The 20,406-nt window shown below is 72.2% G+C and carries 17 protein-coding genes; 7 read left to right on the top strand and 10 right to left on the bottom strand.

The features are described 5' to 3' along the window. Nucleotides 1-153: 153 nt before the first annotated feature. From AC4IJH_RS24645 to AC4IJH_RS24630, 4 genes are all read left to right on the top strand, one after another. Complete coding sequence (locus AC4IJH_RS24645) at nucleotides 154-1,497, top strand: carbohydrate ABC transporter permease (RefSeq protein WP_490854016.1); 1,344 nt, start codon at nucleotides 154-156, stop codon at nucleotides 1,495-1,497. Beyond that, nucleotides 1,494-2,375, top strand: coding sequence for a carbohydrate ABC transporter permease (locus tag AC4IJH_RS24640; RefSeq protein ID WP_490854015.1), 882 nt, complete (start codon nucleotides 1,494-1,496; stop codon nucleotides 2,373-2,375). Before AC4IJH_RS24645 ends, AC4IJH_RS24640 begins: the two co-directional genes overlap by 4 nt. A gap of 275 nt (nucleotides 2,376-2,650) precedes the next feature. After that, on the top strand, nucleotides 2,651-4,972 hold the full coding sequence (locus AC4IJH_RS24635; protein ID WP_490854014.1) for a bifunctional glycosyltransferase/CDP-glycerol:glycerophosphate glycerophosphotransferase: 2,322 nt from the start codon (nucleotides 2,651-2,653) through the stop codon (nucleotides 4,970-4,972). A gap of 66 nt (nucleotides 4,973-5,038) precedes the next feature. After that, entirely contained in the window at nucleotides 5,039-6,010 is a 972-nt protein-coding gene (locus tag AC4IJH_RS24630; RefSeq protein WP_490854013.1) for a class I SAM-dependent methyltransferase, read from the top strand. Here the strand turns inward: AC4IJH_RS24630 and AC4IJH_RS24625 are convergent. Genes AC4IJH_RS24625 through AC4IJH_RS24615 form a run of 3 tightly spaced genes read right to left on the bottom strand, consistent with a single transcriptional unit; the run spans nucleotide 6,003 to nucleotide 8,177 of the window. After that, nucleotides 6,003-6,881 carry a glycosyltransferase family 2 protein gene (locus AC4IJH_RS24625; RefSeq protein WP_490854012.1) on the bottom strand — a complete coding sequence of 293 codons (879 nt, stop codon included), beginning with the start codon at nucleotides 6,879-6,881 and terminating at the stop codon, nucleotides 6,003-6,005. The two genes, AC4IJH_RS24630 and AC4IJH_RS24625, sit on opposite strands and share 8 nt — an antisense overlap. Nucleotides 6,882-6,917: 36 nt before the next feature. Next, nucleotides 6,918-7,532, bottom strand: coding sequence for a class I SAM-dependent methyltransferase (locus tag AC4IJH_RS24620; RefSeq protein ID WP_490854011.1), 615 nt, complete (start codon nucleotides 7,530-7,532; stop codon nucleotides 6,918-6,920). A gap of 9 nt (nucleotides 7,533-7,541) precedes the next feature. Then, the gene (locus AC4IJH_RS24615) at nucleotides 7,542-8,177 is read right to left on the bottom strand and encodes a methyltransferase (RefSeq protein WP_490854010.1); all 636 of its coding nucleotides are present in this window, start codon (nucleotides 8,175-8,177) and stop codon (nucleotides 7,542-7,544) included. Between the two features lie 194 nt (nucleotides 8,178-8,371). Here AC4IJH_RS24615 and AC4IJH_RS24610 point away from each other — a divergent pair, with 194 nt between their 5' ends. The 3 genes from AC4IJH_RS24610 to AC4IJH_RS24600 all read left to right on the top strand — a co-directional run bounded on the left by AC4IJH_RS24610 (nucleotide 8,372) and on the right by AC4IJH_RS24600 (nucleotide 10,940). Continuing rightward, nucleotides 8,372-9,682: a hypothetical protein gene (locus AC4IJH_RS24610; RefSeq protein WP_490854009.1), complete on the top strand. Its 1,311-nt coding sequence runs from the start codon at nucleotides 8,372-8,374 to the stop codon at nucleotides 9,680-9,682. A gap of 101 nt (nucleotides 9,683-9,783) precedes the next feature. Continuing rightward, complete coding sequence (locus AC4IJH_RS24605) at nucleotides 9,784-10,173, top strand: DUF2304 domain-containing protein (RefSeq protein WP_490854008.1); 390 nt, start codon at nucleotides 9,784-9,786, stop codon at nucleotides 10,171-10,173. After that, on the top strand, nucleotides 10,170-10,940 hold the full coding sequence (locus tag AC4IJH_RS24600) for a glycosyltransferase family 2 protein (protein WP_490854007.1): 771 nt from the start codon (nucleotides 10,170-10,172) through the stop codon (nucleotides 10,938-10,940). Before AC4IJH_RS24605 ends, AC4IJH_RS24600 begins: the two co-directional genes overlap by 4 nt. 83 nt (nucleotides 10,941-11,023) lie before the next feature. Here the strand turns inward: AC4IJH_RS24600 and AC4IJH_RS24595 are convergent, their stop codons facing one another. From AC4IJH_RS24595 to AC4IJH_RS24565, 7 genes are all read right to left on the bottom strand, one after another. Then, nucleotides 11,024-12,565 (bottom strand): DUF6020 family protein, encoded by a 1,542-nt coding sequence (locus AC4IJH_RS24595; protein WP_490854006.1) that lies wholly within the window; start codon nucleotides 12,563-12,565, stop codon nucleotides 11,024-11,026. Next, nucleotides 12,562-13,428 carry a dTDP-4-dehydrorhamnose reductase gene (gene rfbD, locus AC4IJH_RS24590; protein ID WP_490854005.1) on the bottom strand — a complete coding sequence of 289 codons (867 nt, stop codon included), beginning with the start codon at nucleotides 13,426-13,428 and terminating at the stop codon, nucleotides 12,562-12,564. The genes AC4IJH_RS24595 and rfbD overlap by 4 nt, the downstream gene beginning before the upstream one ends. Beyond that, complete coding sequence (rfbB, locus tag AC4IJH_RS24585; RefSeq protein ID WP_490854004.1) at nucleotides 13,425-14,417, bottom strand: dTDP-glucose 4,6-dehydratase; 993 nt, start codon at nucleotides 14,415-14,417, stop codon at nucleotides 13,425-13,427. Before rfbB ends, rfbD begins: the two co-directional genes overlap by 4 nt. After that, nucleotides 14,414-15,481 (bottom strand): glucose-1-phosphate thymidylyltransferase, encoded by a 1,068-nt coding sequence (locus AC4IJH_RS24580; RefSeq protein WP_490854003.1) that lies wholly within the window; start codon nucleotides 15,479-15,481, stop codon nucleotides 14,414-14,416. The genes rfbB and AC4IJH_RS24580 overlap by 4 nt, the downstream gene beginning before the upstream one ends. A gap of 37 nt (nucleotides 15,482-15,518) precedes the next feature. Next, nucleotides 15,519-16,130: a dTDP-4-dehydrorhamnose 3,5-epimerase gene (gene rfbC, locus AC4IJH_RS24575; RefSeq protein ID WP_490854002.1), complete on the bottom strand. Its 612-nt coding sequence runs from the start codon at nucleotides 16,128-16,130 to the stop codon at nucleotides 15,519-15,521. 94 nt (nucleotides 16,131-16,224) lie between these two features. Next, nucleotides 16,225-18,012 carry a hypothetical protein gene (locus tag AC4IJH_RS24570; protein ID WP_490854001.1) on the bottom strand — a complete coding sequence of 596 codons (1,788 nt, stop codon included), beginning with the start codon at nucleotides 18,010-18,012 and terminating at the stop codon, nucleotides 16,225-16,227. Nucleotides 18,013-18,014: 2 nt separating this feature from the next. Continuing rightward, nucleotides 18,015-20,270, bottom strand: coding sequence for a bifunctional glycosyltransferase/CDP-glycerol:glycerophosphate glycerophosphotransferase (locus AC4IJH_RS24565; RefSeq protein ID WP_490854000.1), 2,256 nt, complete (start codon nucleotides 20,268-20,270; stop codon nucleotides 18,015-18,017). Nucleotides 20,271-20,406: the final 136 nt, after the last annotated feature.

Genomic DNA, 20,406 nt, shown 5'->3' with positions numbered 1-20,406 from the left:
TTCTCCGGAGTGACCGCCGCTGTGTCCGTACCGTCCTTGTAGAACAGCGTCGAGTAGGCCCGAGGGTGCGGCTCGGGCTAGCCGGCGGCGCCGCCCGCATCCGCGGCGCCGAGCACACCGACCGCCTCGAACGGGACCGGGGGGACCGTCACCATGAAGGTTGCGACCGCGGGTGGCCCACCGGGGCCCGGAAAGGCCCGCAAGACCAAGGGCGTGTCGGGCACCCGCGCGTGGGTGGCGGCGGTCTTCCTGCTGCCCGCGCTGGTGCTGCTGGGCGCGCTGGTCGTCTATCCCATCGTCTTCTCCGTCTACCGCAGCCTGTTCGACGCGTCCGGCGACGGCTTTCTGGGGCTGGGCAACTACGGCGAGATGTTCACCGACGACCGTATCCGTACGGCGCTGAAGAACAACGTCATCTGGATCGTGCTGGCCCCGACCGTCTCCACCGCGCTCGGCCTGATCTTCGCGGTGCTCACCGAGCGGGTCCGCTGGGGCACCGCCTTCAAGCTGGTCGTCTTCATGCCGATGGCGATCTCGATGCTGGCGGCGGGCATCATCTTCCGGCTGGTGTACGACCAGGACCCCGAGCGCGGGGTGGCCAACGCGGTGTGGGTCGGGGTGCACGACACCTTCACGCAGTCCGCGCCCTTCCCGGGCGCCAAGCCGCGCCCCAACTCCGATCTGCGGCCCTCCGGCGGCGGCGCGTACACCACCAAGTCGGCGGCGGGCGCCGGGAGTCCGGCCAATCTGCCGCTGGTCGCCGTACAGCCCGACGCGGTGAAGAACGCCGCCCCGGCCGCCGAGGCCAAACCGCAGCCGGGCCGGGTGACCGGCACGGTCTGGCTGGACTTCACCCGCGGTGGCGGCGGCACGGCGGGCGCCATCGACCGGGGCGAGAAGGGCCTGGCGGGCCTGAAGGTGGAGGCCGTCAAGGACGGCAGGGCGGTGGCGAGCGCCACCACGGCGGCCGACGGTACGTTCGCGCTGCCCGCCGACAAGGCCGAGGGCGCGCTGCTGCGGCTGCCCGCCGCCAACTTCGCCCAGGCCTACAACGGCGTGGACTGGCTCGGCCCGACGCTGGTCACCCCGGCCATCATCGGCAGCTATGTGTGGATGTGGGCCGGCTTCGCGATGGTGCTGATCGCGGCGGGGCTCGCCGGGATGCCACGGGAGCTGCTGGAGGCGGCGCGGGTGGACGGCGCCAACGAGTGGCAGGTCTTCCGGCGCGTGACGGTGCCGCTGCTGGCGCCGGTGCTGATCGTGGTGCTGGTCACGCTGATGATCAACGTGATGAAGATCTTCGACCTGGTCTACATCATCGCGCCCGGCTCCAGCATCAAGGACGCCAACGTCCTGGCCCTGCAGCTGTACCAGTCCGCCTTCGGTCCGAACAACGACCAGGGCCTGGGCAGCGCGATCGCGGTCTTCCTGCTGTTGCTCGTGCTGCCGGTGATGTACGTCAATCTCCGGCGGGTCCGGAAGGAGCGTCGCCGATGAGCGCCGTGGACGGTGTCGTACGGGCCAAGCAGTCCCTTCCCGCCCGCATAGCGGCGCGCACCGGCGGCGGCGTGCTGCGTGTCTTCCTCATCCTGGTGGGCCTGTTCTGGCTGATGCCCTCGCTGGGGCTGCTGCTGTCCTCGCTGCGCTCCTCGCAGGACATCGCCGAGTCCGGCTGGTGGCGGATCTTCGCCGAGCCCGCCCAGCTGACCTGGAACAACTACAGCCAACTGCTGGCCAACGACAAGGTGATGGACTCGCTGCTGACCACCGCGCTGATCACCGTGCCGGCCACGGTGCTGGTGGTCGTCATCGGCGCCCTGGCGGGCTACGCGTTCGCCTGGATGGACTTCCCCGGGCGCGACTGGTGGTTCATGGTCGTGGTCGGTCTGCTGGTGGTCCCGGTCCAGGTCGCGCTGGTCCCGGTGGCCGAACTCTTCGGCGCGATCGGCCTGTTCCAGACCACCCCGGGCGTGATCCTCTTCCACAGCGCGTTCGGTCTGCCCTTCGCGGTCTTCCTGCTGCGCAACTTCTTCGCGGAGATCCCGCGCGAGCTGCTGGAGGCGGCCCGGCTGGACGGCGCGGGCGAACTGCGGCTGTTCACCCGCGTGGTACTGCCACTGGGCGGCCCGGCGATCGCCTCACTGGGCATCTTCCAGTTCCTGTGGGTGTGGAACGACATGCTGATCGCGCTGATCTTCGCCGACGGCGCGTCCCCGCCGATCACCGTCGCCCTCCAGCAGGAGGTGCGTCAGTTCGGCAACAACATCGATGTGCTGGCGCCCGGCGCTTTCGTGTCGATGGTGATCCCGCTGATCGTATTCTTCGCCTTCCAACGGCAGTTCGTCTCCGGCGTGATGGCCGGCGCGGTGAAGTAGCCGCCTGCGCTGGCGTATCGCCGCCGGTGAGGGGCGTGGCGCGGTGAAGTGACCGACGCGGCGCGGCAATGCGGATGTCACCGTGGCGTGCCCCGTATGCCAGCTCGGCGTAACCAGATGACCACAGGACCCGTTCCCCATCCATAACCGGGCACATAGCGCGTACGCGGCTGTTCATCCGATAACCGGGCGATGAGGGGCTGTGCCGTTCACGAGCTGTGTGGGCGTCGGCGTGCCCGCGGTCCCTCGTCGGTCGTCGAACTCATGGATGTACCTTGCCTCGGTTCAGCATCATCGTGCCCGCCTTCAAGGTCCAGGCATTTCTGCGGGAGTGCCTGGAATCCGTACTGGCGCAGGAATGCGCGGACTTCGAGCTGATCGCGGTGGATGACTGCTCCCCCGATGCCAGCGGGCGCATCATCGATGAGTTCGCGCGCCGGGACCGCCGGGTGACCGCCGTGCACCTGGACCGCAACGTGGGCCTGGGCCCGGCCCGCAACGCCGGGATGGCGCACGCCCGCGGCGACTACCTCCTCTTCCTGGACAGCGACGACACCCTGGTCCCCGGCGCGCTGCAGGCGATCGCCGACCGCATCGAGGAGACCGGCGATCCCGATGTGCTGGTCTACGACTATGCGCGGACGTACTGGTCGGGGCGGGTGGAGCGCAACCAGTTCGCCGAACTGCTGCGGCCCAGCGACCCGCAGGTCTTCCGGCTGGAGGACCGGCCCTCGCTGCTGCGCCTGCTGATGGTGGTGTGGAACAAGGCGTACCGCCGGGAGTTCGTCCACAAGCAGGGCTTCGAATTCCCGCCCGGCTATTACGAGGACACCCCCTGGACCTATCCGGCGCTGATGGCGGCCGATTCGATCGCCGTGCTGGACCAGGTCTGCGTCCATTACCGCCAGCGCCGCCAGGGCAACATCCTGGGCACCACCAGCCGCAAGCACTTCGACATCTTCGACCAGTACGACCGGGTCTTCGCCTTCATCGACTCCCGCCCCGAGCTGGCGAGTTGGCGGCCGCTGATCTTCCGCCGGATGGTCGACCACTTCACCACGATCTTCAATTCGCACGGCCGGCTGCCGCGCTCCAGCCGCGCGGAATTCTTCCGCAGGGCCCGTTCCCACTACCGCCGTTACCGCTCGCGCGGCGCCTCGGGCCGCACCCGCACCCGGCTGCGGCACGGCCTGGTGCGCCTGGGCGGGCGCCGTACCTTCCGTACGCTGTGGACGCTGCAGCGCGTACGGGGCCGGGCCCGCCGGCACGCCAGGGCGGGGCTGCGCGCGCTGCGCGCCGCGGTGCTCCAGGTGCACTACCGCATCCAGCTGCGGCTGCCCGTACGGAAGAACCAGGCGGTCTTCGCGGCCTACTGGCACCGCGGCTACGCCTGCAACCCGGCGGCCATCGAGCGCACGGTGCGCGAGCTGCTGCCGCAGATGCGCACCGCGTGGGTGGCCAAGGCCGAGCACGAGCACACCGTGCCCGAGGGGGTGCGCCGGCTGCGGCCCGGCACGGCCGCGTACTGGACGGCGCTGGCCCGCGCGAAGTACCTCGTCAACAACGTCAACTTCGACCGGCGCCTGGCCAAGCGCCCCGGCCAGGTGCTGGTGCAGACCCACCACGGCACCCCGCTCAAGCACATGGGCCTGGACCTGCAGGAGCGGCCCGCCGCCGCGCGCGGCACCGACTTCGCGCGGCTGCTGCGCAGCGTGGACCGCTGGGACTACTGCCTGTCCGCCAACCAGCACTCCACCCTCACCTGGGAGCGCGTCTACCCTTCCGGCTACACCACGCTGGAGTACGGATACCCGCGCAACGACCGCCTGTTGACGGCGGGCGCCGAGGAGGTGCTGCGCGTCCGGCGCGAGCTGGGCATCGCGCCGGGCACCACCACGATCCTGTACGCGCCCACGCACCGTGACTACCGCCGCAGCCAGCAGCCGGCCATGGACCCGCGGCGCCTGGCCCGCGCCCTGGGCCCCGGCTTCACGGTCCTGGTGCGCGCCCACTACTCGCTGGACGGCGCGCAGGGCGCCTTCACCGAGTCCGCCGGCCGGACCGAGGGTGTGCTGGACGTCAGTGCGCACCCCAGCGTCGAGGATCTCTGCCTGGCCTCGGACGCGCTGGTCACGGACTACTCGTCGCTGATGTTCGACTACGCCAACCTGGACCGCCCGATCGTGGTGTTCACCGACGACTGGGAGGCCTACAACGCCGCGCGCGGCACGTACTTCGACATCACCGCGCACCCCCCTGGCCTGGTCGCCCGGACGGCGGACGAACTGGTGGACATCTTCGCAACTCCCGCATGGCATGGACCCCGTTCAGCCGAGCTGCGCGCTACTTTCCGTTCACTTTTCTGTCCTTACGATGACGGCCGCGCCGCGGAACGGGTCGTACGGCACGTCTTCCTGGGTGAGACGGAGGCGGCCACGGCCCTGCCCGTCGTGCCCATGGAAGACCGGCGGCCCGCTCCGTCCCCCCAACGGGCCCTGGCCTGCGCGCTGCCGACCGGCACCTCGACCGCATCGACCACCGCCGCCGCCAACGCAGCGGCCCCGCCCGTAGCCACCTCCGCCACACCGGATGCCTGAGCCTTTCGGCACCCCCACTCCGTAACCCCCTCTCACATCCCTAGACCGTCTGGAGACGGACCGCACATGACTGCCCTCACCACAGACCACAGCGTCGGCGAACTGCCCAAGCCCACCCGGCTTTCCGAAGTCAAGGGCTGGTTCTTCGCGATCGACCAGGTCCTCTTCGACTGGTTCCTGACCCGCCAGAACGACCGGGACGAGCCCGGTGATCTGCTCGAACTGGGCGCGTACATGGGGAAGAGCACGATCTTCATGGGCGCGCGGCAGCGCAGCGGTGACCGCTTCACCGTCTGCGACCTCTTCGACTCCCCCGCGGAGGAGTACCAGAACACGCGGGAGATGCAGAAGTCCTACTCCACCCTCACCCGCCGCGCCTTCGAGGCCAACTACCTCTCCTTCCACGACGAGCTGCCCACCGTCATCCAGGGCCTGAGCTCCGTCATCCGCGACCACGTCGAGGACCGCACCTGCCGCTTCGCGCACATCGACGCCTCGCACATGTACGAGCATGTGCACGGCGACATCCAGGCGGTGCGCGAACTGCTGACCGACCAGGGCATCGTCGTCATGGACGACTACCGCTCCGAGCACTGCCCCGGCGTGGCGGCGGCCACCTGGCAGGCGGTCACCAGCGGGGACCTGCGCCCCATCTGTGTGTCCGGCACCAAGTTCTACGGGACGTGGGGCGACCCCGAGCCGGTGCAGCGGGATCTGGTGGCCTGGCTGGAGGGCCGCGAGGACATCTGGCACGACGTCACGCCGGTGGCCGGCCGCCCGCTGGTGCGGCTCAAGGGCAGGGGCAAGGGGGTGCAGGAGCCGGCCCACCCCGTCTCCCGCCACCATGTCGCGGTCCCGGCCCAGACGCCGACGCCCGCCGCCTCCGCACCCGCCGCCGCGTCGGCGCCGCAGCCCCCGGCCGGCCGCTCCCGGAGCCCGCTGCGCCGGCTGGCGGTGAACGTGCTGCCGCCCTTCATCACCAAGGCGGTCGTCGCCGCCCGGCGTTCGGGCGGCAAGCAGGAGCGCCGGGTCAGCTGAAGGCGTGCCGCAGCAGTCCCGGCAGCGCCTCGCGCGAGCTGCTCACCGCGGTGGGCACCAGCGTCAGCGCGTGCAGCCGGGAGGTGAGATGGCGGCGTGCGGCCCGCTCCGCCCGCCGCCATCCGCGCTCGCGCAGCCGCTCGGCCGTCTCCAGGAAGTAGCGGCGCTCCTCGGCGAAACGCCTGCCGTCCACGGCCTGCGCCGAGGACACGCTGGCGGCGTGGCGCCGGTAGTGGAAGCCCACGCCGGGGTGGAGCGCCAGCCGCCCGCCGTCCAGCAAAATCTCGGTGACCAGCGCGAGATCCTGCACGACGCTGAACTCCTCCCGGAATCCGATGCGCTGGGCCACTTCGGTGCGCCAGCACAGGGAGGGGAAGTAGAGCCAGTTGCCGCGCATCAGGCTCGCGGTGAGCCGCTCGCCGCCCAGCAGTACGGGGCCGCCGCCGGGCCGCGACCAGCGCTTGACGCGGTCCCCCAGCGGCTCGACCACCGCCCCGCCGCCGTCCACGACGCTGACGCCGGGCTGGACCATGTCGGCGTCGGGGAAGCGCCGCAGGGCGTCGCTGACGGTCTCCAGATAGCCGGGGAGCAGCAGGTCGTCGTTGCCGGGCAGCACCGTGTACGGGCGCTCCGCCAGCGCCAGGCAGCGGTTGAAGTTACGGGTGATGCCCAGGTTGCGCTCGTTGCGCAGATAGCGGATGCGCGGGTCCTCCAGCGCGGCGAACCACCCCTGAAGGTCCGTACCGTGCCCGCCGTCGTCCACCACCGTCAGCCGCCAGCCGCCACCACGCTGCTTCTGCACACTGCGCACGGTCTCGCGCAGCAGGGACGGCTTGCCGTAATGCGGTACGACGATGTCGAATTCGGGCACGGCGGTCGGATCCTCTCCGGGCGTGCGGCCCGCGCCCTATTCGGGGACGCGGCCGACCAGGACGAACTCGTTGTAGCGGAAGACCTTTCCGACCGGCCGGGGAAAGGGGAAGGAATAGGCGCGCTGCACGGCGAGCCCGGCGGAGCCGGCGAGTTCGCGCAGCAGCGTGAAGTCGGTGAAGCGCACATGCGTGGCGTCGCTCTTGTAGCCCGCTTCCTGCGGGGTGATCAGGACGACGCTCCCGCCGGGCCTGACGTAGGGCAGGTAGGTGCCGAGCAGGTCCTGGACCTGCTCCTGGTCGAGGTGTTCCAGTACGTGCGCGGACAGCAGCGCGTCGAAGGCGCCGGGCTCGGCGTAGGGGCCCGCCAGGAACTCCTCGGGGGTGCAGGCGGCCAGGCCGCGGGCGCGGGCGGTGCGCACGGAGTGCGGGTTGTGGTCCACGCCGACGCTGCCGGGCGCGCAGTACGCCAGGTTGCGGCCGATGCCGCAGCCGACGTCCAGGACCCGGCCCAGCCCCAGCCGCCGCAGGTTCCAGCGGTAGGGGGCCTGGGTGGGCAGAAAACGCTTGACGCCGGAGCGCTCCAGTTCCAGCAGGCGTGAGGTGTAGTCGCAGCGCGCGGTGCTCGCCGCTTTCTCGGGGCGTGCGGTCATCGGGCCTCCTCAGACGGTGGTGCGCAGCGCCCACAGGATGTTGTTGCGGCGTGGGGGTACGCGGGTCTCGCACCCGACGGTGAAGTGCGGCAGCACCTCCGCAAGGAAAGCGGCCCATTCGTCGCGGGTGCCGAAGGCCACGCCCCGGTCGCCGGAGAGATAGCGGTCGGCGCCGTAGGCGGCGGCGTGCGCCAGGCCGGGGCGGCGCTCCCACTCCTTGACCATCAGCATGCCGCCCGGGGCGGTGAGATGGGCCGCGTCCCGCAGCAGTGCGGCGCGCTGACCGGCCGGGACATGGTGCAGTACGTCCACGACCAGGACGAGGTCGAAGGGCTCGGGGCCCTCCGCGACCACCTTGTCGGAGGCCACCGACCGGAAGTCGGCCCGGGAGCGGTCGCCCTGGAAGAGCCCGCCGGGCTCCGGCGCGATATCGATTCCCAGGTAGGTGGCCTCGGGGAGGGCGGCGAGCAGCCGCTGGGCACAGGAGCCGTCCCCGCAGCCGATCTCCAAAATGCGCGCCGGGCGGCACAGGCTCGTCACGGTGGCGGTGAAGGCGTCCAGGTCGATGAAGGCCGAGCGGAAGAGATCCGTTGCGGGAATCCCCAGATTCTCCAATTGCTTGCGGACGGTCGGACCGATTCCCACGGCAGTGCCTTCCTCTGGCGCGTCAGGTGACTCCTCGGGGCGTTGTTGTGCAAACCAGTTCGGTACACCGCAAGTTTCGGCGAGGACCGGACGGCCGCCCGGATGGCGCAGCACACAGTGACGCATACGCAGACGCTTCGTTGTTCGATGACGCTCTGTCAGCTCACCGGGAACCCGAAGGAAAGCGGGAGACATTGCGACTGGCCGAGGCCGCAGGCGCCAAGGTACGCGGCATGGTGCCCGGGGGAATGGTGGCCGTCGGGGCGGGCACCGCGGTCAACGCGGCGGCCTGCTATCTGCAGCTCTCCCTGTCGGGCCGGTCGCTGGACGTCCGGGACGGGGCCTGTTTCTCCGTCCTGTGGGCGATCACCCTCTCCGTGGGGACCGGCCTGTTCTTCCCCGTGGAGCAGGAGGTGACCCGGGCGGCGGCGGTACGCACCGCGCGGGGGCTGGGCCCGGGGCCTGTGCTGCGCCGCGGGGCCGTACTGGCGCTGGGGCTGCTCGGCGCCACCTGGGCCGTACTGGCCGTGGGCGCCGGGCCGCTGGCGGCCGCCCTCTTCGACGGGCGCACCGGCCTGGTCGCCGCCCTGGGCGGGGCGCTGGGGGCGCTGGCGGTCACGCACTGGACGCGCGGAGCGCTCGCCGGGACCCGCCTCTTCGGCTGCTACGGCGCCCAGCTGGCGCTGGAGTCGGTGCTGCGCGTCGCGCTCAGCAGCGCGCTGGCCGCGGCCGGCTGCCGCTCCCCGCTGTGGTTCGCGGCCGTCCTTGTCGCCGCGCCGGTGGTGTCCGCGCTGCCGTTCCTGGCGCTGGTGGTGCGCCGCTCGGGGGCCTGGCAGGGCGCGGGCCCGGCGGCGCCGGGGCGCGGTACGGGCGCGCTGCTGCTCGCCTCCCTGCTGGCCCAGGCCCTGGCGAACGCCCCGGTGGTGACCGTACGGCTGCTGGCCCCGCACGCGGCGGCCCTGGCGTCCGCCCTGCTGTACGCGCTGGTGCTGGTGCGCATCCCGCAGTTCCTGGTGGCCGCCGTCCAGGCCTCGCTGCTGGAGTCGCTGACCCGCGCCCATACGGAAGGCGACCGGGCGGCGTTCCGGCGCCGGCTGGCCGCGGCGGCGGCCGCCGTGGGCGGGCTCGGGCTGGGGTGGTCGCTGCTGTGCGTCCTGGCGGGTCCGGCGCTGACCGTGGCGCTGTTCGGCGCCGCGCCGCTGCTGGGGCCGCTGGACTTCGCCGTCCTCTCGCTGGGGAACATCGGCTATCTCGCCGCCTTCCTGCTGGGCAGCGCCACGGTCGCGGCGGACCGCAGGGCGGCGCAGGTCGGCGGCTGGGCGGCGGGGACCGCGCTGCTCGCCACGGCCTGGATCTGGCCGGGCCCGCCCCAGACGGGCGTGGCGCTGGCCTATCTGTGCGCTTCCTGGGCGACGGTGCTGCTCACCCTCGCGCTGTGGCACATGAATTCACGGAATGTCGATACGCCACCACGGGTCTCATGCGGATGGAGCAGCGGAAAGTGACGCCCATGGCCGCACTTCGTTTTCCGAAAGGACCAATTCGGCTATAGCAGCACAAGAGAAATACAGCGACCCACTTCATTCATGGAAGGCTGAGTGACTCCGTGCGGCTCACCCTGCTCACCTCACTCACCGGCTTTGCCGTTCTCGGCTGCGTACTGGATCTGCTGCGCAGACATCAACTGAGGGAGAAATACGCGGCGTTCTGGATCTGCGCCTGCGTCGCCATTCTTCCGCTCAGCATGTTCCCGAAACTCCTCGACTCACTCGCGCTGACGCTCGGCGTACGGTCCGGGGTGAGTCTGGTGCTCTTCGCCGGCTTCGTCCTGCTGCTGTTCGTCGCGCTCCACCTCAGCTGGGAGACGAGCCGCCTGGAGGAGGAGACCCGCACCCTCTCCGAGGAAATCGCCCTGATCCGGGTCGAGTTGCACGCGGTGCAGCGGCCGGGCGTTATCAGACCCGCCGCCGGCCTCGGACGGGAGGACCTCTCATGATCGACGGCAAGCGGGTACTGATCGTGCTGCCCGCCTGGAACGAGGCGGAGGGGCTGGCCGGTGTGCTGGCCGAGCTGCGCGAGCGGCTGGGCGGCGCGGAGCTGCTCGTGGTCGACGACGGGTCCAGCGACAGCACCTCGCGGGTGGCGCGCGCGGCCGGGGCGACGGTGGCCCGGCTGCCGTACAACCTCGGGGTGGGCGGCGCCATGCGGCTGGGCTACCGCTACGCGCGCGACCACGGCTTCGACGTGGCGGTGCAGGTGGACGCGGACGGGCAGCACGACCCGGGCTATGTGCCGGCGCTGCTGCGCGGGCTGGCCGAGGCGGACCTGGTGATCGGCGCGCGCTTCGCGGGCGAGGGCGACTACCGGGTGCGCGGGCCGCGCAAGTGGTCGATGCGGCTGCTCTCCCGCGTCCTGTCGAAGATCGCCAGGACTCCGCTGACGGACACCACCTCGGGGTTTCGCGCGTGCAACCGCGAGCTGATCGAGTTCTTCGCGCAGTGGTACCCGGTGGAGTACCTGGGCGACACCGTCGAGACACTGATCGGCAGTGTGCGCAGCGGGTTCCGGGTGCGGCAGGTGCCGGTGGCCATGCGGCCGCGCACGACCGGCACGCCCAGCCATTCGCCGCTGCGCGCCTCGGTGTACCTCCTGCGGGCCTGTCTGGTGCTGCTGCTGGCGCTGGTACGGCGGCTGCCGGAGCGGCGCAGGCCGGAGCCGGTGGCAGGCCGGACGCTGGTGGGGGCGGCGGGCCCGGCGCGCTGATCGGCGGGTCCTGCGGGGTCCGGGCGCGCACGAGGGCGAAAGGAGCGGCTGCCCGTTCCTTTCGCCCTCGTGTGCCGTGCGGCTCAGCGGGCCGGTCCGCGCGCGGGGCCGACGGGCGCGCGGGCCCCGTGGGCGGCGGGTCTCCCGGGGGCCGGTACCCGCTCCCCGCGCCCCGGCAGGGCGGACAGCAGCGTCAGCGCCAGCAGCCCGATGAAGATCGGCGCCGCCATGTAGCGGAAGAGGTTGGCGGGGGTGGCGGCCAGCACCGCGGCCTGGAGTCCCGCCGTGACGGCCACCAGGGCCAGGGCCCGGCGCAGGCGGTGGCGCCAGGCGAAGCGCAGCACCGTGAGGTAGGTGACGTAGCACCAAAGGGAGCCCGCCCACAGCAGCCACACCAGCTCCGGGACCTTGGCCGCCTTGTAGGCGAACACGGCCAGGTGGCGCAGGGTCGCGGACGGCGGGTCGCTGCGCAGCGCGGAGAGGTACGGGCTGCCCTCCAGGCGCCCGCCCGGCTCGGCGTATCCGAAGAGGTCCTCGGGCATCCGTACCGGTGAGATGTAGACGTTGCTATCGCTCTGCAGCGCGTCCCAGCCGATGCGGGAGCGGCACAGGTGCCCCGAGAGCACCAGGTCGGGGCGGCGGGTGAAGGCGCGCTTCCACACCCCCAGCAGCGCGTCGTTGTGCCGCTCGGCGGCCCGCCGGTCGAAGGGGCGGGCCAGCAGCGGGTCGACATAGCCGCAGGCCCAGCCGCCGTTGGACCAGTGCTCCAGCGGCGCCACCTTCTCCATGACCGCCCGGTCGGCCAGGCTGATGCTCCTGGGCGAGCGGTGGTAGGCGACGGCGATGTCCGCGTAGTTGAAGGCGTAGTAGGAGCTGGTGCGCGGGGGCTGCACGCCCAGGGCCGGGTAGAGGCCGAAGGTCAGGGAGAGGGCCAGCGCCACCGGGCCCAGCGTCGCCGCGCAGATACGGCGCCAGTGCCGGGGCATGGCCACGGCGAGGATCACCGCGGCGACCAGGACGACGGGGTAGCCGTTGTTGCGGAACACCGCCAGGCCCGTCATCGCCACGGCCAGCAGCGCCCAGTGGACCGTGCTGCGCTCCCGGCCCGCCAGGTGGGTGACGGCGCCGAAGGCGAGGACGGCGGCGATGGCGAAGGCGGTGTCCTTCCACAGGAAGACCGTGAAGGTGCCGGTCGGCGGGAGCGCGGCGCAGGTCACCGCGGCCGCGCCCGACCACCGCCCGCGCACCCCGAACCCCGCCAGCCCGTGGCAGCAGTACGCCAGGGCCGCCGACATCGCGGTGGTCTGCAGGATGGTCAGCGCGCCGATGCCGCCGGTGAGCTGGAGGGACAGCCATACGCAGGCGTCGTAGACCACCGAGTGGTCCGAGCGCCAGTTGCCGGTGGTGACGTGCCAGACATAGGTCAGCGAGTCGTAGCTGAGCAGGGCCGGGTGGAAGGCCAGCCACCAGATCGCGAACAGGCCCTGGCAGGCGGCGAAGACGGCCAGCGGCACCCGGGTGGTGGCGGGCACCCGGGCGGCGATACGGGACGGGCCGGAGGGCGGCGCGGCGGGCGGGGCCGGGGCGGGGCGGGCCGGTGCGGTCCGGGGTGTCGGGGCTGTCATGGGCCGACCGCCCCGGCCGTCGCGGGGAAGGCGGCGCGCAGCGCCGAGTGCCACTCGCGCGGTGCCGCCATCGCGGCCGCGGCCCAGCGGGCGTGCCCCAGGACGCTGTAGGCGGGCCGGGGCGCGGGGCGCGGGTGGGCCGCGCTCGTGGTGGGCCGCACCCGGTCCGGGTCGTTGCCCAGCAGTTCGAAGACGGCCCTGGCCAGGTCGTACCAGGTGGCGCTGCCGGAGTTGGTGGCGTGGAAGATGCCGGTGGTGGCGGTGCGCCGGCCCAGCGCGACGAGCCGGGCGGCCACATCGGCGGACCAGGTCGGCTGGCCGCGCTGGTCGTCGACCACCTCGATCCACTCGCGCTCGGCGGCCAGCCTGCACATGGTGCGCACGAAGTTGGGGCCGTGTGCGCCGTAGAGCCAGGCGGTGCGCACCACGACGGAGGCGTGCGGCAGCAGTTCCAGTACGGCGCGTTCGCCGGCGAGTTTGGTCCTGCCGTAGGCGGTGCGCGGCCCGGTGGGGGCGCTCTCGCCGTACGGGTGGGCGTCGTCGCCGGGGAAGACGTAGTCGGTGGAGACCTGCACCAGCCGCGAGCCGTGGGTGCGGCAGGCCTCGGCGAGCAGCCGGGGGCCCTCGGCGTTGACGCGGTGGGCCGCCTCCTCGTGCTTCTCGGCGTCGTCCACGGCGGTCCAGGCCGCGCAGTTGACCACCACGGAGGGGTTCAGCGCGGCGAAGACCTCCGCGACCTGGCCGCGGTCGGTGATGTCCAGGTCGTGGCGGCCCAGCGCCGCCACCCGCTCCCCTTCGGAGCGCAGCAGGGCCACCACGTCCTGTCCGAGCAGGCCCGCGGCGCCGGTGACCAGCCAGCTCATGACGCGCCTCCGCTTTGGCGCAGCAGCGGCTCCCACCACCGGCGGTGCTCGCGGTACCACTGGACGGTCTCGGCCAGGCCGGTGGTGAAGTCCGTGCGCGGCCGGTAGCCCAGCTCTTGCGTGATCTTCGTGCAGTCGACGGAGTAGCGGCGGTCGTGGCCCTTGCGGTCGGGTACGCGCTCGATGCGGTCCGGTCCTGCGCCACAGGCGTCGAGCAGACGCTCCGTCAGCTCGCGGTTGGTCACTTCGGTGCCGCCGCCGATGTTGTAGACCTCGCCGGCCCGGCCGCCGCGGCGCACCAGCTCGATGCCCTGGACGTGGTCCCGCACGTGCAGCCAGTCGCGCACATTGCCGCCGTCGCCGTACAGCGGGACGGTGCGGCCGTCCAGCAGGTTGGCGATGAACAGCGGCACGACCTTCTCCGGGTGCTGGTAGGGCCCGTAGTTGTTGGAGCAGCGGGTGACGCGCACGTCCAGCCCGTGGGTGCGGTGGTAGGACAGCGCGATCAGGTCGGCGGACGCCTTGGAGGCGGAGTAGGGGGAGTTGGGCGCGAGCGGCTCCCGCTCGGTCCAAGAACCGCTGTCGATGGAGCCGTACACCTCGTCGGTGGAGATGTGCACGAAGACCTTGGGCTCGTTGCACAGCGCCGCGTCCAGGAGGGTCTGGGTGCCCAGCACGTTCGTACGGACGAACTCGGCGGCCCCGGCGATGGAGCGGTCCACGTGCGACTCGGCGGCGAAGTGCACCACCTGGTCGTGCTCGGCCATCAGCTTGTGGACGAGGTCGGCGTCGCAGATGTCGCCGTGCACGAAGCGGAAGCCGCGGTGGCCGCGGACCGGGTCGAGGTTGGCCGGGTTGCCGGCGTAGGTGAGCTTGTCCAGCACGGTGACCGCGGGGATCTCGTCGTGCCCGGCGGCGAGCAGAGTGCGGACGTAGTGCGAGCCGATGAAGCCCGCGCCGCCGGTGACCAGGATTCTTGGGGAGTTCACGAGCAGATCTGGACCTTACTGTGATCGCCGAGTACGAAGCGGTGCGCGGCCGGCGCGCGGGGGGCCGGGGTGACTTCCACCTGCCGCCCGATCAGGGACGCCTCGATCCTGCGTACGCCGATGATCGAGGCGGCGGACAGCACGATGGAGTATTCGATCTCGCTGTCGCGCACGGTGCAGTGGCGGGCGACGGAGGTGAACGGGCCGATGTAGGAGCCCTCGACGAGGGTGTCGGGGCCGATGACGACGGGTCCGACGATACGGGAGCGGGTGATGCGGCACCCCGCCTCGATGCGCACCCGGCCGATGATCTCGCTGTGTTCGTCGACCGTGCCCTCGATGGCGCGTTCGGTGCTCTCCAGCACGGAGCGGTTCACCTCCAGCATGTCGGCGACATTGCCGGTGTCCTTCCAGTAGCCGCCGATCACGCTGGAGCGCACGTCCAGTTCGCGGTCGATCATCCACTGGATGGCGTGGGTGATCTCCAGTTCGCCGCGCCAGGACGGGGTGATGGCCGCCACCGCCTCGTGCACGGCCGGGGTGAAGAGATAGACCCCGACCAGCGCCAGGTCGCTCTTGGGGTGTTCGGGCTTCTCCTCCAGCGCCACGACCCGTCCCGCGTCGTCCAGTTCGGCGACGCCGAAGTCGCGGGGATCGGTCACCCGGGTGAGCAGGATCTGTGCGTCGGGGCGCCGCTCGTGGAAGGTGCGGACCAGGTCCTCGATACCGCCGACGATGAAATTGTCGCCGAGATACATCGCGAAGTCGTCATCTCCCAGGAATTCCCGGGAGATGAGTACGGCATGGGCGAGACCGAGGGGTTCGGCCTGGCGGATGTAGGTGACGTCGAGGCCGAATTCGCGGCCGTCGCCGATCGCGGAGCGGATTTCGTCGGCGGTGTCGCCGACAATGATGCCCACTTCCCTGATCCCGGCCGCCGCCAGCGCCTCCAGGCCGTAGAACAGCACGGGCTTGTTGGCCACCGGTACCAGTTGTTTGGCGGAGGTGTGGGTGATGGGGCGCAGTCGTGTGCCGGAGCCGCCGGCCAGCACGAGGCCCTTCATTCGACGCTGATTCACAGTACGCTAACGACCTTTTTCCTCACGGGTGTTGCGGCAGGGCACCACAGAGCTTGCGCCGATAGGCGCGGCAGGTTTCGAAATGCGGGAGCGTTCCGGAACGCACCGCCTCGGCGAGAGAAGGCGCGGCCTCGTCCTTCGGGGACAGCAGGGGCTTGAGGTCGCGCGGCCAGGCGATGGCGAGTTCGGGGTCCAGCGGGTGAATGCCGTGCTCCCGCTCGGGCGCGTAGCCCTCGGAGCACAGGTACACCACCGTGGCCTCCTCGGTGAGCGCCATGAACGCGTGCCCGAGGCCCTCGGAGACATAGACCGCGCGGTGCGAGGTGTCGTCGAGCCGTACGTCCTCCCAGCTGCCGAAGGTCGGCGAGCCCGTACGGATGTCGACGATGACGTCCAGTACGGCGCCGCGCACGCACTTCACGTACTTGCCCTGGCCCGGGGGAACATCGGCGAAGTGGATGCCGCGCAGCACGCCGCGGCGGGACACCGAGCAGTTGGCCTGCGCGGCGCTGAGCCGGTGTCCGGCCGCGGCGTGGAAGTCCTCCGCCCGCAGCCACTCGTGAAAGGTCCCTCTGTCGTCGGTGAACACCCGGGGCTCCATGACCCAGGCACCTTCGATCGCCAGCGCGCGCAACGGCCGGCACCTCCTCGCTCGGTGTGTACCCATCACACTGTCACTGCGGAGAGTAGTGCTACGACTACACTGCGTCGAAATCGGGGTGTCGGGCTCAGCCCCGGCCGGCGGGCCGCCAGATGACGTAGGTGTAGGGGTGCTTGGGGACCACTGCGGTCATCGACCAGCCGGGCGGGGCCTGTGGCCAGCTCGCGGCGGGCGGCCCGCCGGGCGGGGTGCACACCACGGCGGCGCTCGCCCGGGCGGGCGGCGGACGGCGGTGCAGATCGCGCACCCACACCTGCCCGTCGTACAGCGCGAAGGGCTGCACCGCCCGCAGCCGCCACTCGGCGCAGTCGTCCATGGCCAGCCGCTCGTCGCCGCGCAGCCCGCCCAGGGAGGTGAGCCCGGTGGCGTTCCAGCGCTGCTCGTCCTCGCTGGGGGCGGTGACCCGGCCGGCGATGACCACGCAGGAGAGCGCCGCGAGCAGCGCGCACAGCGCGGGCAGGAGGGCGGCGGCGCGGCGGGTGAGCGCGAGCAGGGCCAGGCAGGCCAAAAGGGCCAGCGCGGCCGCGGTGGTGCGCCACAGGTGGAAGGCCGTCCAGTCGCCGGCCAGCAGCGAGGCGTCGGGCAGCCCCCACAGGATGAACCGCCCGCGGTGCAGCTCACCGCCCGCCCGCAGGGACATCGCCGCGCCGCACACCACGGTCAGGGCCGCGGCGGCGGCGGTGTGCGCCAGGACGCAGCGGCGCGGGGCGCGGACCAGCGCGGTGGCGCCGACGAGGAAGAGCGGCACCATCAGGACGGACAGATAGCGGGCGTAGACGTAGTGGTCGAGCCTGCCCTCCTCCAGCGCCGCCGAGGACAGCAGGGCGATCGCCCCGAGGGAGGCCAGCAGCAGCGCCGCCACGGCCCGTTCGGCGCGGGGGCGGCGCGCGGTGGCCAGCGCCGCCGCGCACACGGTGATGCCGACGGCGCCCACGCCCCAGGAGGAGATGCCGAAGTACCAGATCTGGCCGAGCAGCCGGGCCGCGGTGCGGGTCAGCAGGGCCGGGTCCAGCAGGCCTTCGAGGGCGGCGCCGCCGACCTCGCTGGAGGGGGTGTCGGGGAAGAGCGCGCGCAGGAGGGCGGCCAGGAGCCGGGCGCCCGCCGCGCCGGCGGCGAGCGCGGCGGCGGCCGTCAGCACGCTGCGGCGCGGGGCCCAGCGCCGCAGGGCCGCCACGGCGATCAGTACGGCGGTGAGCCCGGCCGTCACGCTGCCGCGGTCGTGGGTGGCCATGGCGGCGGCCGCGGTCAGGCCCAGCCCGGCCGCGTACGCGCTGCGGCGGCGCGCACTGCCCTCGGTGAGCCAGCCGTGCGCGCACAGCAGCCAGGCCAGGACGAGGACGGGCAGCACGACGTCGGTCATCGCGTACAGCGAGTAGAAGACCACCGGGGACAGCAGCGCGGCGGCGCTCGCCAGGCCGAGCGCGAAGGGCCGTGGCCGGCCCGCTCTGCGCAGCGCCAGGTGGGCGAGCGGCAGGACCAGGGCGTTGACGAAAGCGTTCAGGCCCAGGACGAGGTGGTAGCCGGTGACGGGGTCGTCCGCCAGGCGCAGCACCGGGGAGATCAGCAGCGGGTAGCCGCCGGGGATCAGCACCCCGGCCGGGACGCTGGTGGTGGGGTGCCCGGCCAGCACCTTGGCCAGCGCCAGGTAGGAGCCCTCGTCGGGCTGGACCCGGGGGAAGTCCTGGCCCCAGGACAGCCACAGGCGCAAGGCCACCTGGACGCAGTAGGCGGCGGCCACCAGCAGGACCCACCGCCGGCGGCGGCCCGCGCCGTCCGTGCGCGCCGCGGGCCGTCCGGTGCGCGGCCCGGCGGGCGGGCGCAGGGCTGGGGCCGCCGTGGCGGTGGGTGCTCGCACGCTCAGCTCACCGCGACCGGCGAGGCCGCCGGCACGAAGCCGCGCGCCCCCTCGGCCTCCTTGGGGTTGGGCGCCACGGTGCGGTCGGCCATCGGCACCACGGGCAGCGGCTCGTCCTCGCCGAGGAAGACGCGGCGCACCACGCGCTCGGCGGCCAGCCCGTCGTCGTACGGGCAGAAGCGGGCGCGGAAGGCCGCGCGCAGCTCGGCGGAGCGCGGGCCCTGCCAGTGGCCCGAGCGGAAGGCCTGGGCGATGGCGCTCTCGTCGGCGGCCACCACGCCGGGGGTGTCGCCCATCTCGCCGGAGAGCAGGTCGAAGTAGACGCCGCGGGCGCGCCGGTAGGCCTCCCAGTCGGCGGAGTGCACCACGATCGGCCGGTCCAGGCAGGCGTAGTCGAACATCAGCGAGGAGAAGTCGCACAGCAGCGCGTCGGAGGCCAGGCACAGCTGCTCCACCGACGGGTGGGTGGAGACGTCCAGGATCTTCCCGGTGGCCTGGAGTTCGTCCAGCGCCCGGCTCGCGTCGTAGAAGTAGTGGGCGCGCACCAGGAGTTGGAAGCCCTCGCCCAGCTCGCCGGCCAGGCGCTCGATGTCCAGGGGGGCGTTGAAGCCGCGCTCGTAGTCGCGGTGGGTGGGGGCGTACAGGACGGCGGTGGTGCCCGGTGCGATGCCCAGCTCGGCGCGGGCGCGGCGGACGTCCTCGGCGGTGGCGGTGAAGTAGATGTCGTTGCGCGGGTAGCCGGTGGGCAGCGTCTGGTAGTCGCTGGGGTAGACGCGCTCCCAGACCTCGCTGGAGTGCTGGTTGGAGGAGACGCTGTAGTCCCACTGGTCGGCGTGGCCCAGCAGCCGCAGGAAGCTGATGCCGCTGGCCGCCGCGGGGTGCCGGCGCAGGTCCATGCCCATGGACTTAAGGGGCGTGCCGTGGTGGGTCTGCAGATAGACCTGCTCGGGGCGCTTGAGGACGGTGCCGGTGAAGTTGGCGTTGTTGACGAGGTACTTGGCGCGGGCCATGACCTCCCAGTAGCGGCGGGAGTTGACCAGGACGTGGTCGACGCCGTCGGGCACGTTCTCGCGGTTCTTCTTGTCGACGACCCACACGCCGCGCAGGTGGGGGGCGATCTCCTGGGCCTTGCGGTAGACGGCCGCGGGGTTGCAGGCCACGCCGCGGTTCCAGTAGACGCCGTAGACGACGAGGTTGTCGTCCACGGGGCGGCGCAGCTGCAGGTGGTAGTAGCGCTCGTAGATGCCGCGGGCGGTGGCGTTCTTCTTCGCGCGCAGCTTCTTGGTGGCCGAACTGCGCAGCGCCGCCGCACCCTTGACCGAGCGGTACAGGCCGTAGGAGGCGATGCCGGGCGGCAGTTCGGCGCCGGCGGGGCGGTGGCGGCGCAGACAGCGGGCGGCGGCGCGGAAGAAGTCGGCGCGGTCGGCGACCGGGATGCGGTTGCCGTCGTTGAGCAGTTCCATCAGCCGCCGGGACATCTCCTCGAACAGCGGCCGGCGCAGCGCCTCGGCCGAGCCGCCCTCCTCGCCGGCGAACGTGCCGAGCAGGGCGAAGAGTTCGTCGTAGCGCTCGGTGATCGCGAAGTGGTGGCGGCCGGGGGTGGTGCAGGCGCTGCCCTTGCGGCGGCGGCGCCAGGTGACGCAGACCCGGTCCAGGCAGGCCACCCGATCCGCGGCCAGCAGCGCCTCGTAGACCACGGGTACGTCCTCGTACGGGCCGTCGGCGAAAGCCAGTTGGCGCCCGGTCCACAGCTCGCGGCGCACCACGCGGTTCCAGGAGGCGGGCCTGATCCGCAGGCAGTCGGGGCGCTGGGCGGCGGTGAAGACCTCACCCGACAGGGTTTCGAGCAGCTCCCGGTCGGGGCCCGCCGAAACGCTCTCCCAGACGTTGACCACGTCGTGGCCGTAGAGCAGGACGTCCACGTCGCCCGTCTCGCGCAGGCGCTGGTCGATGGCCGAAAGCGCGTCGGGGGCGAGGAAGTCGTCGCCGTCCAGGAAGAGGAGGTAGTCGCCCTTGGCGCGGGCCGCTCCCGCGTTGCGCGCCGCTCCGGCGCCGGCCGCCCGCTCCAGCCGCACCGGCACCACGCGGGCATCCGCCCCGGCGTACTCCTCGATGATGGCGCCGTCCGCGCCCGGCGAGCAGTCGTCGACCGCGATCAGCTCCACCTCCCGCACGGACTGGGCGAGTACGGAGTCCAGGCAGCGGCGCAGGAATCCCTGAACGCCGCGGGCGGGGACGATGACGCTGAAGCGGGGCATGGCCATCCCGGGGGTCGAGACAAAAATTGCCCCCCGAGGGTAACCACGCGATTACGCAGTGTCGATTTCCCCTGGCGGCGCCGCTCACCCGTTCAGCGGAGCGGCGGTGACCGCACCCCGGCCGCCTCGGTTGAAC

Source organism: Streptomyces sp. UF-297 (assembly GCF_058245575.1).
The sequence above is the reverse complement of the archived record's forward strand: the minus strand, read 5'-3'. Positions and strand labels throughout refer to the sequence as shown.